Raw genomic sequence first — 13115 nt, forward strand, 5'->3', positions numbered from 1 at the left:
GTTTTACCGTTAAGTAACCGTATTTAACTTATATGGTTAAGGTTATAGATTTAAATTTGAATGTCTATTTAATACTACAACCAATGAAAACAAAAACTGCATTCTCAATCATTATCACAGCAATCATGTTCTTTATCGCGCCTAATATGGTGTTAGGACAGGATGTTCTGCCCTTTCCTCCTACACCATCGGCCAGTCAGGCTGGATTAACAATGAAAACTTCCACCTATAAAAAAAGAGTGGAGCCACAGCGTCTTGCAAAAGATGCTCCCAATATACTTATCATTCTTATTGACGACGTAGGACCTGCCACTCCATCCACTTATGGAGGTGAAATAAATACACCCAATTTAAGTCGAGTGGCAAATCAAGGGATTTCTTATAACAGATTTCACTCCACAGCCATGTGTTCCCCAACAAGAGCTTCCATTCTTACAGGTAGAAATCATACGGTGGTAGGAAACGGTCAGATAGCTGAAATAGCTAACGATTGGGATGGGTTTAGCGGCACCATTCCTAAAACTTCTGCAACCATTGCTGAAGTTTTAAAAGCGTATGGCTATAACACCAGTGCTTTTGGAAAATGGCACAACACCCCTGCAGAGCAAACCACATCAAAAGGACCATTTGATTACTGGCCTACCGGATATGGTTTTGAATATTTTTATGGTTTCTTAGCTGGTGAAGCATCTCAATACGAACCACATATGGTACGTAATACGACTCCTGTTGCACATCCACATACAACCCGAGATCACGACTACTATCACCTCACAGAGGATATCACCGATGATGCCATAAAATGGTTAAGAGAACAACAGGCTTTTTCGCCAGATAAGCCTTTCCTAATGTACTGGGCGCCAGGAGCAGTACATGGACCACACCATGTCGCCAAGGAATGGGCAGATAAATATAAAGGTAAATTTGACGACGGCTGGGACGAATACCGCAAAAGAGCTTTTAAGAGACAAAAGGAATTGGGATGGATTCCTCAAGATGCGAAGTTAACTGAGCGTAATGAAACCATGGCAGCCTGGGATGATATTCCTGAATCTGAAAAACCATTCCAGAGCCGATTAATGGAAGTTATGGCTGGGTTTTCTGAACATACAGATTATAATGTAGGTTTGCTTCTTGATGAAATAGAAAACCAAGGCAAAATGGACAACACTCTTATTTTTTATATATGGGGTGATAATGGCTCCTCTGCAGAAGGACAAAATGGAACCATAAGTGAATTGTTAGCTCAAAACAGTATACCTACAACTATCCAACAGCATCTTGACGCTTTAGAAGAACTTGGCGGTATGGACGCTTTAGGCTCACCAAAAACAGATAATATGTACCACGCTGGATGGGCTTGGGCAGGTTCAACGCCCTACAAATCCACAAAATTGATTGCTGCCCACTTTGGTGGCACACGTCAACCTATGGCAGTTTCCTGGCCTAAGAAGATTAAGCATGACAACACACCAAGATCTCAGTTTCACCATGTCATTGACATCGCACCAACTATTTACGATGCCGTAGAAATTCAAGAACCATTGATGGTAAATGGTTTTACACAAGATCCTATCAATGGCGTTAGTATGGATTATACTTTCAACGATCCTAATGCTAAAGGAACGAGAACTTTGCAGTTTTTTGACATCATGGGAAGCCGCGGATTGTATTATGACGGATGGTTTGCTTCGGCATTCGGTCTTCGTAATCCGTGGGTTCCCGGAATTCCTGATGGAGCTGCAACATGGAATCCTGAAGAAGATTCTTGGGAGCTCTATAATATTAATGAAGATTGGAGTCAGGCAAATGACCTTTCCAAAAAGAATCCAAAGAAACTTGCAGAAATGAAGAATATGTTTTTGGTAGAATCTGCCAAGAATAAAAACCTTCCAATTGGAGGAGGCTTGTGGTCAATTATTTACCATCCTGAAGATGCTCCCGCAACACCTTATACAGACTGGACTTTTAGCGGTCGTATAGAGCGCATGCCTGAATTTACTGCACCAAAACTGGGTAAGTTCGATAATAATGTAAGCATGGACATCACTGTTCCAGAAAATGCCAATGGTGTACTATATGCACTTGGTGGGTTTTCAGGCGGCCTATCGCTTTATGTAGTAGATGGTTATTTAAGCTATGAGTATAATCTATTTGAAATTGATCGTACTCAAATCAAGTCTAAAACCAAATTACCAACTGGTAAAGTTGCTATAGAAGTGGTTTCTAGATTGGCCTCTCCTCAACGTGGATCGGCGCTAAACGTCTCATTGAAAGTTAATGGGAAAGAAGTGGCTAATGGTCAAGTGCCAATAACAGCAGCATTCGCATTTACAGCAAATGATTGTTTAGATTTTGGAATTGACTTGGGCTCACCTGTATCTATAGATTATTATGATAAAGCGCCATTTAAGTATAATGGAACCTTAGGTACTTCAAAGGTTTGGTATCCTAAAAAATAGAAGAATCTTTAAATAAGATAAACGTTCACCTCAATAATCAGGGGTGACCGTTTATATTTTTAAACCTATCATATAACTAGTTTACTTTAAAGAGATGCGTATTCTGAAAAATTGTTGTAACAATAGGTTCAGCAAAGAAGACACCAATTCTGACAACGAATGGGTAATTAAAAGGTTAATTAATATTAACCCCCGCTTTTTTGGCTCCCTGAATAATTTCTTCAATTATAACTTTATCAAGTAGAAAGGTGCTAAGCGTAGCCTCCAGATTATTCATAATTTGTGAAAAATTTTCGTTTATTCTTTGTACACTTAGTTGGGCTTCCAATAACAATCCCAATTGTCCCATTGCCGCAACTTTAAGCAAAGGGTCCAAAAACACATCTTCGGAAACATCAATTTTTTGGGCGTACTTCAAGGCTTCTGTATAATTACCTAAATGATAATAAACAAGGAAAAAACCCAAATAATACCACCATGGGCAATAAGGGTTTAAATCCAATGATTTATGCAACAAAAATTGAGCCCGCTTATATTCACCCAAACAGGCAAAACCAAAACCCAGTTGCCCATCCACCGAAGCTGAAGAATAACCTAATTTTATACTGTTTTCAAAAGCCTTAATTGACGCTTTCTTATCTCCCAAGTAGATGTTTGCCCAACCATATATAATGTGGGCGTATTGGGAACGAGGCTCAAGTTTTATAGCTTTTTTTATTAGTTTGATGGCTTCATTTATTGGATCTTTAATATTTGGATACCCAAGTGAGTGTGTAAATAAATAAGTATCTCCCAATACTACCAGACACATGACGTTATTTGGATCCTTTTCAAGGGCCTTTTCCAATGCGTATCTACTTTTTAGACAGTCGTCCTTGCCATGGGTCATTTGGGCGTAATAGTTCCATAATAAAGCATCAAAAGATTGTATATCTTGCTTCATATCAGATTCAACCAAACCTAATGTGGTTCTAACTATAAATCCATATTGACCACTTAAAATTGAAAAAACATCATGATCAATTTGATCCTGTATATCGATCATATCATTTTTTTCCAGATCGTGGGTGTAATTTTTTGACCAAATTTGAATGCCTTTCACAGTTTCAATCAAAGCTACATTCACTCTAATCTCCTTATTGGAACGTTTTACCGATCCGGTGATGACGTAATGAACCCCCAAGTCGGCACCTATCACGCGGATATCTTCAGAGATACTCGCATATTTTAGAGAAGAGAAATGGGCAACCACCGCAATATCTTCTTCGGCACTAAATATTCTTGTAAGTTCTTCTCCAAAACCATCCACAAAAAACTGATATTCATCATCCGGACATAAATTTCGAAACGGAAGAACCGCAAGCGTTAGTTTTGAACGTGAATAAACTGTAGGCGTAGGTGAAAGCTCAATCGCTTTAAGACCGTGTTTTTTTTCTGTGTCCTCCTGCTTAAAATTGGAGGATTGAACTGATTGCGACCTAAAAGCAGGTACGTAGGTGCCTTTTACCACTTCAATTTTTACCGAATTATTTAGTCCAGGACCCTTGTAGTAATCGTTTAGCAATCGTCGGAGCCTTCCTGCATGTATTCTGACGATAGCATCTATCTGCGGATTAAAGTCATCAGCTTTCCCCAATGCACTTACGGCAATGGTATATTCCTTTAAATTTTCAGTGTCACCCTCAATGGTTTCTTCCACTATAAATTTTAAGAAATTGGATAATACCGAAGAGCGAGAAAACATTTCACTCGACAGAATACGGTCCAATTCTTCGCGAATTTCTTCTTTCGTGAAATTTGATAATTCAGGTTTGCTTGAATCTCCTTGCATTTATAATAGGTAACAATTTTGAATGGCACTATTTCTTAGTGATTGCATTAAAATGGAGACCAAGATAGTTAAATTTTAGAGGGCAGTGGATTTTTTTTATTCGTAAACCACTAAATCTATGGTTCTTATCGGTACGATTTAACAAATGGATTTAACCGTTAAGTAACCGTATTACACTTACACAGCTAATCGTATCTATGTATTTTTGATAATCACTTAGCGCATTTTAACATTTGATACCATATAGGCTGGAGCTCCATTTTAAAAATTTTCAAGTGAATTTAAAGTTTTTTAAAGTCTATCCTTTTTGATGAACCAAATGTGTATCGTTTTAACAATGCGTACTACTTTTTATAATGTAAAACTTTAATTAAGGGACTATAGTCAAAAAAAAATAATCATGGAAAAACCAGAAAACAACTCTCAAAAAGACAAAATATCTAAGGAATTATTAGAGTCAATTGGAATGCCTGATCACGTGGAGACCTCTATTGGCAATCTTGAATTCTTTGATGGTGTACCTACTGACGAAACCATCGCTAAGCTCTATGACAATCTTGACCGTTCGCGTGGAGTTCAAGTATTTCTTGACAACCAAGGGGCCGCATCTCTATTTGCCATGCGTAAGGGAAATTCGGAGATTGGTGTAACTGCCAATAAAGTGAGTATTACAGAACAACTTCTAAAGGCAAATTCTCTTTACTTGACGGGCAATACGTCTACGCTTTATGCACTAACCTATCTCGATCTGGATATTGATGGGCCTCTGGTGGTTGATCTTCCACCTGGAATGCTTGGGTTTATCGATGATGCCTGGTTTCGTTTCGTCGAAAACATGGGGCTTCCCGGACCTGACAAAGGTCAAGGAGGTAAATATTTGATGTTGCCTCCCCATTATACAGGTGATGTGCCCGATGGATATTTTGTAGTCAGGACGACAACTTTCCATAACTTGATGTTTTTGCGAGGTTCAATTGCCAAAGGTCTGGAAACAGCCGTAGAAAACATCAAATCGGGACTGAAAATTTATCCGTTATCCAAGGTATCTAATCCCCCCGCCACAGAATTCGTGAATTGGTCGCCAAGAAATTACAGCACTGTTATTACCCGAGGTTTAAACTTTTACGAGGGCCTTAATCAAGTAATACAGGAAGAGCCAATCGATGCCATCGATCCTGAAACACGAGGCACATTGGCAGCTATTGGCATTGTAAAGGGAAAACCTTTTAAACCTGATGCCCGTATGCAAAAAATATTGATTGAAGCAGCAGATATTGGAGCGGCTACGGCACGAGCTATCACCTACCGTCCACGATTTGATGGCGTGATGATCTATCCCGATACAAATAGCGCTTGGTCTATGGGGTATGCTCATAAAAACACCTCTTTTATTACAGATGGAGCGATGAATCAGGATGCGCGTGTTTTATTTCTTTACAACGCCACTGGTGTAACCCCTGCAATGGCATTAACACGAGCAGGTGTGGGTTCAGATTATGCGATGGCACTCTTGGATGCCGATAAAAACCCTTTCGATGGATCCAAAACCTATAAGTTGCATCTACCTCCAAATGTACCCGTAAACGATTTCTGGGCAGTAACCCTTTATGATACGCAAACACGCTCCTTATTGGAAACCAAGCAGCCATTTCCAACGGTGGGCAGTCAGGACAAGGGTATACAAAAGAATGAAGATGGATCTTACGATGTCTATTTCGCACCAGAAACGCCCACCGGGAAAGAAGGCAATTGGGTAGAAACCGTACCAGGAAAAAGTTGGTTCGTTATCTTACGAATGTATGGACCACTGGAACCTTGGATAGAGAAGGTATGGCGACCAAGTGAGGTTGAATTGGTAAAATAACATTTTTTGCTATTTAAGCAAGCAATCAATATTCCATAAGAGAAGAATTTATAAACTATTAAAACGAGAACTATGAAAACAAATTTATTAAAAACTATTGGGGTCTTTACAATGATCACCAATTCCGAACAAAATGACAAAAAGGCTGGTAATGGGAGCAGCAAGCTTAGCCTTGGGCAGCTCAAGACCCTCGCCGAAGACGGATTTATTTTCGGCTTGCCTTTAGTGATGAATTATGCCATTATGAACGAATATGCCGTTGATACGACTTCCAATCAGTTCAAGGCACCATTTAACCATATCAAAAATGAGCCGCGTTTGTTTACCTATAAGGATTTGGCTGTTCTTAGTCCAAATAGCGATACCCCATATTCATTGGCCTGGTTGGATTTGCGCGCTGAACCTGTTGTAATTACTGTACCAAAGGTGGATAAAGGTCGTTACTATTCCGCGCAATTGGTGGATGGCAACGTTTACAACATTGGTTACATCGGCAGCCGTGCCACTGGCAATGATGCAGGTTCTTATGCCGTTGCAGGCCCTGACTGGAAAGGCGAAAAACCAAATGACGTAGGACAGGTATTCCACTCTACTACTCCATTTTTACTGGTCGTTTTTCGTACTCAGCTTTTTGATGCTCAAGACATGCCCAATGTTATAAAGGTTCAGAATGGATATAAAATTCAAACCCTTTCTGCATTTCAAGGTACATCGGCACCACAGTCGGCCCCAAAAATTGACTTTCTACCTGCCAAATCCTCAGGGGTTAAGGCCAATTTTTGGACCTACCTCAACGCCGCACTTAAGTATATACCAGAATCCAATCAAGACAAGGATATACGCAACAGGCTTTCCAAGATCGGCATTGGAACAGGAAAAGAATTCGATATAAAAGATCTGTCCGCAGAACAACAACAAGCTATGTTGGATGGAATGAAAGCTGGAGACGACAAGATTAATCAATACGTGGCCAGCGGGGCAACCGACGTTAATGGTTGGCAGGTAGGTTCTTTGTGGGGCGATGTCGATTTCTATAATGGGGATTGGCTTAAACGAGCTGGAGGTGCCAAGGCTGGTATTTACGGTAATAATGCTTCCGAGGCCATGTATCTATTGGGTCGAAAGGACGCCGACGGGGGAGTTTTGGATGGTAGTAAACATAACTATACACTCACATTTCCTGCAGGTTCGCTTCCACCTGTCAATGCCTTTTGGTCGGTGACAATGTATTATGGTGATAGCCAATTCCTCGTCGAAAACCCTATCGATCGTTATCTAATTAATTCTCCTATGCTTTCAGACATGAAGAAAAACAATGACGGTTCGTTAACGCTTTACCTTCAAAAGGATTCACCGGGCAAAGACAAAGAATCCAATTGGTTACCAGCACCTGCTGGACCCATTTATTTAGCCCTTCGTTTGTACTATCCATCGCCGGCCACGGAGGCTTCTTCCGTATTGCCTCCCGGCAAAGGTAGTTGGGGACCTCCAGGAGTTAAAGTAGCCGATTGATCTTGCGAGCCTATGGCTTATTCGATTATGGGTAAGTCGTTGGGTCAAGAAAAATGTAGTAGCCATTTGAATTACAGTTAAAACGGATTTAGAAATTTTCTAAAAGATAACATCGAACATGGAAGTAAAAAAAGAAATACCGGAAGAACAGGCCATAAGCAGTACAGATCTTGCTTTTGAGCGGACCTTTCTTGCCGAAAACCGGACCTTAATGGCTTGGACTCGAACTGCAATAACCTTGATCTCTTTCGGATTTACTATTTATAAGTTTCTAAGTGAAGTTGTTGATAAACATCCGTCTCAAGCAAGACTATTAAGCCCGAGAACTGTGGGATTGATCTTGATAGGCATTGGCATGTTGGCTCTAATTATGGGTTTGATGGACTATAATACGATGGTAAAAAGAATGAAAATAAATTACCCAAACATGAATCGTCCATACACCCAAATACTTGCGGTTTTGGTTTTGGTGTTTGGTCTTTTAATGTTGGTTGGAATCCTATTCAGGCAATGATAATTAAAGTTATGGAAGATTTTGTTGCAGATATTAAATCAATATTGGATCACTGGGGAGAGTTGACAGAAGTTCTTCTGAACGCAATTTCGCTTATTACAATTGTCACTGGGTTTATTCTTTCACTTGTAAAAGCGGGTAGAATACGCAGTGGTTTAAAAAGCGGGCTTCCACTTCACACCAATTTCAGGTATTTCTTTGGTGGATGGTTGGTGGTGGCGCTCGAAGTTCAATTGGCCGCCGACATAGTGGGAACCATTATTTCTCCCACTACAGCACATCTTATAGAACTTGGTGCCATAGCTGTGATTCGAACCTTCCTTAATTATTTCCTGAGCAAAGAACTCGCTGAAGTAAAGGAAACGGAAATAGAGTTTGAAGAACGACAATCTTGAAAATAAGAAAAATTAAGTACCGCTAATACAATAAAAACGGAATTATGTCAGGAAATTATTCAAATAAAAATCTTCAAAAGTCCTCATTCAGAAATGAGAAACTTTCCGATGTCAGTTTTTCAGGTAGCGATTTGCGTGGTGCAGATTTTAGCAATGCCGATCTATCTGGTGCAGATTTCACAAATGTGAGAACCGGTATTACCACCCTAAATGCAGTTTTATTATTTATTGGAGCATTGATCGTGTCGCTATTTGCAGGATATCTCGCCACATTAGTGGCCAGTACTTTAAGAGGATTGTATGAATCAAATGATGCAGAAGTCAGAATAGGCGGCATTGTTGCTACCGCTTTGATCATCGTTTTTATTTTTTATGCACTTTGGAAAGGAGGAGCCAAATCCATTTATCACCTTATTGTTCCAGCAGTAGTCCTTTCACTGATGAGTTCACTTATCATCTACCTCACCGGTTTGGGAAGTGGGATAAATATGCTCTACGTGGGACTTGCGTTTTTTATACTATTAATTATGTTTTACGTCGGCACAATCGCCCGGACTGCTGCGGGCAGTCTATCCAATATTCTTTTTTTATTGGTGGCGGTATCGGGTGGCGTAATCAGCAAACATTTGGGAGGTGGCATCGGTACGACCATACTTGCCATTGCCTGCGCATTGATTAGCAAAAGAGCATTGGCCGGCACAACAGGGTTTGAACATTTAAAGAAGATTGCCAATTTCATTACCAAAAAATTGGGCACATCTTTTCGCAACAGCAATTTGTCCGGAGCTAATTTTTCCGGCGCAAATATCCATAACACCGATTTTAGCGGTGCGGACACGAGTTCCGTAAACTGGGAAAATTCTAAAAAGGTGCATTCTATTGAAGAATCGCCAGCACGAATAGTCCATTAACATTCAACATTATGAAAAATTATTTCAAAATATTCGTAATTCTTTTCTTCCTGTTGTCGGTTGTTGCAGTTAATGCACAACAACCTGGAAGTACAACTAATAAAAATACCGACTGGAGTTTTCTCATAGAACCTTATATGATGTTACCCAATATGAGTGGCGAAACAGGAATTGGTGAGGTTATTCCTCCAGTTGAAGTGGATGCCAACGTCGGTGATATTTTGGGGCACTTGAAAATGGGCGCCATGTTATATTTTGAAGCAACCAATGATACCTGGAGCATCAGTACTGATTTTATCTATATGAAATTGGGACAAGACATCAAAACAGGAAGCTTTTTTACCGGTGGCGACGTAACGATGCAGGAACTGGCTTTTGAAGTAGCCGGATTACGACAAGTAACGCCATGGTTGGATGCAGGTATTGCTTTAAGATTGGTAAGCTTGGATATGGAAATAAATACGCAAAGTATTGTCAACGAACGAAACGCTTCTACTGATGCCACGTGGCTGGATCCAGTGATTGTAGCAAGAACGCAAGGTCAGTTTAATGATAATTGGATTTATAAGGTTCGAGGAGATTTTGGAGGTTTCGGGATTGGAACAGATTTTACCTGGCAACTTCAAGCAGATATTGGATACCAATTTTCTGAGCTCTTTTACACCACCTTGGGCTATAGAATTATTGGTATGGATTACGATATAGGCAGTGGTTCCGACCGTTTCCTTTATAATGTGGACACCTATGGTGCTGTAGTGCGTTTTGGTTTCAATTTATAGTAATATCGAACAATTTATCAATCCATGAATTTTAAAAATTAGATTCATTTCGCAATTTAACGTACAAAGAATAAATTAAAAAAACAACAATATGAAAAAGATAGCACTTTTATGCACCGCCCTATTCATTGTAAATGTGACGTTTGCACAAGATCAACCCCAAACAGACACAGCTGGAGCGGATGCCTTGGCCAAGCAATTACAAAATCCAATTTCCAGTCTTATCAGTGTTCCATTTCAGGGAAATTTTGATTTCGGATTTGGACCTGAAAATGGCAATCGATCCATTATAAATATTCAACCCGTCATTCCTTTGAGTATCGGTGAAGATTGGAATTTAATCACTCGAATAATTCTACCAGTGGTGTCCCAATCTGATATTTATGGCAATAGTGGCAACCAGTTTGGACTTGGAGATGTTTCCTTGAGCGGATTCTTTTCGCCTAAAGAGCCAACCTCCGGAGGGCTTATTTGGGGCGTTGGGCCTGTTCTTTCAATTCCTACTGCTACCGATAATTTATTAGGGAGTCAAAAATTTGGTGTCGGACCAACTGCGGTTGCGCTAAAACAGGTCGGTACAATTACGGTTGGCCTGTTGGTCAATCAAGTATGGTCTGTAGCAGGCAATGAAGACAGAGCTGATGTTAACAATACGTTTATTCAACCTTTTTTGGCGAAAAATTTTCCAGGAGGCTATGCATTAAGTCTAAATACAGAAGTGAGCCAAAACTGGGAGGCAGATGCCACATCAGGGACAGTTAATATTGGGGGATCCAAAGTAATAGCCTTAGGAAAACAACGTGCACAAATTTCAGTCGGCCCACGAATTCCTTACGGGGGTGGCAACAATTCCGACTGGGGATTTAGAGCACAGTTTACCTTATTGTTTCCAGCTGGTAAATAATCAACATTAATTATTAAATAATACAAACCATTAACCATTAAATCATGAAATCATGAAAAAAAGAAATTTAAACCTATTAAATGCACTCTTTATCACATTATTTCTGTGCCATAATGTAAATGCACAATCTGCCAAGGAGGAGACAGATTTATACCAATCCATTTTCGGAATGGAAAAAAAAGCCATTGTTGCCGACTTTATAGGAGTTGACAGCGCAGATCCATTTTGGGTTCTATATGATGAGTATGAAACCAAACGTAAAGAATTGGGCAAAGATCGAATTAACGCTTTGATGAACTATGTTGATAACTACGATGGTTTAGATGATACCACCTATGACACTACTATTAAAAAGATGATCGCTCTCCGAGATGGCCACGACAAATTAATGGATCAATATTATAAAAAAGTAAAGAAAGCTTCTGGTGCCAAAGTGGCCGCACAGTTCTTTCAATTGGAAGGGTTTTTCCTTTCTGAAATTAGATCTGCCATTTTTGAAGAAATTCCATTTATCGGCGAACTCAATAACTAATTAAATAATAAAAATGATGAAACAGACAATTTTAAAAATAGGACTCGCAGTTTTCTTTATAAGCGTTACCTCAAATTCAGTTGCTCAAAGTGCTGGGGAGGCCGTTGCTAAAAAGATAGGCGTTTATGTATTCCCAACAAAAGACCAGTCAAGTGCACAACAGGAAAAAGACATGTCCGATTGCTATACCTGGGCGGTTCAACAATCAGGGTATGATCCAATTAATCCCACTAAAGTGCAAGCCAAAGAAGTGGATCAAGGTCCTGATGGTTCGGCAGTAAAAGGAGCAGCAGGTGGTGCTTTGGTTGGGTTAGCTATTGGATCTATTTCTGGGGATGCCGGAAAAGGAGCAGCCATTGGTGCTGTCAGTGGATCTGTTTTGGGACACAGACGTGGAGCGATGGCAAAAGCATCAGAACAAAACCAAGCCAACCAACAAGCTGCAAATGTCAATAAAAACATGGAAGATGGCTTTAAAAAAGCTTTTGAAGCGTGTTTGGAAGGAAAAAATTACACCGTTAAATAATCCACAAAATTTCAAATGATGAAAACAATAAAACTCATACTATCACTTTTCTTAATTCTCGGATTTCAATCGGTAGATGCACAAATATCCGACAAAGACTTAAACTATTTATTGGTAAGACAAGACGATGTAAAACCAAGTCAAGCGGCAGCGTATGAAACATCGCTTCTTGAGTTAAAGCAGTTTTTGGGCAATAATAACGTCAAGCACGTCAATTATATGACGCAAGTTCAGGACAATAATTTTTATTCGCACGTTACGCCTTTAATAGATTTAAATGATATTGAAGGTGGCTTAAAAACCTTCGTTATCGGTGATCAAAAATCGGCAGAATTCGATGTGATTTGGTCTTATTTAAACTCGGCAATAGAAAGTGTCAAGTACTATGTTGTCAAGTACGAACCTGAATTATCTTATGTCACTGATGGAAACGTCTGGTTAGAAGAGGCTCCTTACCGCAGATGGAACTATCTGTATTTTGAACCTGGTACTGAAAAGGAAGCGGAAAAGCTTCTCTTAGCTTATAAAAATCTTTACAAAAACAAGGGCGTTAAAAGCGGGTTCAGAGTGTTTAGAGCCGTGATCGGGTTGGATCAACCCGTGGTTATGTTTACCACCTGGTCTAAATCTCCTTTAGATTACCAAATGGAACTTCAAGAAAGTATTGACCTCTTGGGTGATGAAGGTACCGTTTTATGGTTGGCCATGATGGATCTTGTCAGCGCTACCGAAACCATTGAAGGGTGGTATTTACCACAATATTCATTTATGCCCATGGCACAAAAGAAATAACAATAGCGTAAGGCACAACCTATTTAAAAGTAGAAAGTGGATACACCATTGAAAGATGTTCAATCATCTTAATCAAAACGAGATGATAGATTA

At 39.7% G+C, this 13115-nt stretch carries 12 protein-coding genes; 11 read left to right on the forward strand and 1 reads right to left on the reverse strand.

The window, feature by feature from the left end:
* Nucleotides 1–83: 83 nt before the first annotated feature.
* Nucleotides 84–2462 (forward strand): arylsulfatase, encoded by a 2379-nt coding sequence (locus tag G6N06_RS09730; RefSeq protein ID WP_205334753.1) that lies wholly within the window; start codon nucleotides 84–86, stop codon nucleotides 2460–2462.
* 175 nt (nucleotides 2463–2637) lie between these two features.
* Here G6N06_RS09730 and G6N06_RS09735 read toward each other — a convergent pair whose 3' ends face one another.
* Nucleotides 2638–4293 carry a tetratricopeptide repeat protein gene (locus G6N06_RS09735; protein ID WP_163516326.1) on the reverse strand — a complete coding sequence of 552 codons (1656 nt, stop codon included), beginning with the start codon at nucleotides 4291–4293 and terminating at the stop codon, nucleotides 2638–2640.
* 400 nt (nucleotides 4294–4693) lie between these two features.
* Between G6N06_RS09735 and G6N06_RS09740 the strand changes: the two genes are divergently transcribed.
* The 10 genes from G6N06_RS09740 to G6N06_RS09785 all read left to right on the forward strand — a co-directional run bounded on the left by G6N06_RS09740 (nucleotide 4694) and on the right by G6N06_RS09785 (nucleotide 13022).
* On the forward strand, nucleotides 4694–6157 hold the full coding sequence (locus tag G6N06_RS09740; RefSeq protein ID WP_163516328.1) for a DUF1254 domain-containing protein: 1464 nt from the start codon (nucleotides 4694–4696) through the stop codon (nucleotides 6155–6157).
* 72 nt (nucleotides 6158–6229) lie between these two features.
* Nucleotides 6230–7669, forward strand: a complete 1440-nt coding sequence (locus G6N06_RS09745; RefSeq protein ID WP_163516329.1) for a DUF1254 domain-containing protein — start codon at nucleotides 6230–6232, stop codon at nucleotides 7667–7669.
* A gap of 118 nt (nucleotides 7670–7787) precedes the next feature.
* Complete coding sequence (locus tag G6N06_RS09750) at nucleotides 7788–8183, forward strand: YidH family protein (protein WP_163516331.1); 396 nt, start codon at nucleotides 7788–7790, stop codon at nucleotides 8181–8183.
* Between the two features lie 11 nt (nucleotides 8184–8194).
* Nucleotides 8195–8578, forward strand: a complete 384-nt coding sequence (locus tag G6N06_RS09755) for a DUF1622 domain-containing protein (RefSeq protein WP_163516334.1) — start codon at nucleotides 8195–8197, stop codon at nucleotides 8576–8578.
* Nucleotides 8579–8622: 44 nt separating this feature from the next.
* Nucleotides 8623–9489, forward strand: coding sequence for a pentapeptide repeat-containing protein (locus tag G6N06_RS09760; protein WP_163516336.1), 867 nt, complete (start codon nucleotides 8623–8625; stop codon nucleotides 9487–9489).
* Nucleotides 9490–9500: 11 nt separating this feature from the next.
* The gene (locus G6N06_RS09765; RefSeq protein WP_163516338.1) at nucleotides 9501–10268 is read left to right on the forward strand and encodes a hypothetical protein; all 768 of its coding nucleotides are present in this window, start codon (nucleotides 9501–9503) and stop codon (nucleotides 10266–10268) included.
* A gap of 91 nt (nucleotides 10269–10359) precedes the next feature.
* Nucleotides 10360–11172 carry a transporter gene (locus G6N06_RS09770; protein WP_163516340.1) on the forward strand — a complete coding sequence of 271 codons (813 nt, stop codon included), beginning with the start codon at nucleotides 10360–10362 and terminating at the stop codon, nucleotides 11170–11172.
* 52 nt (nucleotides 11173–11224) lie between these two features.
* Complete coding sequence (locus tag G6N06_RS09775; RefSeq protein WP_163516342.1) at nucleotides 11225–11704, forward strand: hypothetical protein; 480 nt, start codon at nucleotides 11225–11227, stop codon at nucleotides 11702–11704.
* A 13-nt stretch (nucleotides 11705–11717) separates the two neighbouring features.
* Nucleotides 11718–12230 (forward strand): glycine zipper family protein, encoded by a 513-nt coding sequence (locus G6N06_RS09780; RefSeq protein ID WP_163516344.1) that lies wholly within the window; start codon nucleotides 11718–11720, stop codon nucleotides 12228–12230.
* Nucleotides 12231–12245: 15 nt separating this feature from the next.
* On the forward strand, nucleotides 12246–13022 hold the full coding sequence (locus G6N06_RS09785; RefSeq protein WP_163516346.1) for a hypothetical protein: 777 nt from the start codon (nucleotides 12246–12248) through the stop codon (nucleotides 13020–13022).
* The last annotated feature ends 93 nt before the right edge of the window (nucleotides 13023–13115 follow it).

Origin of the sequence: Gelidibacter japonicus, from assembly GCF_010725055.1 — a bacterium.
Taxonomy (GTDB): Bacteria; Bacteroidota; Bacteroidia; order Flavobacteriales; family Flavobacteriaceae; genus Gelidibacter; species Gelidibacter japonicus.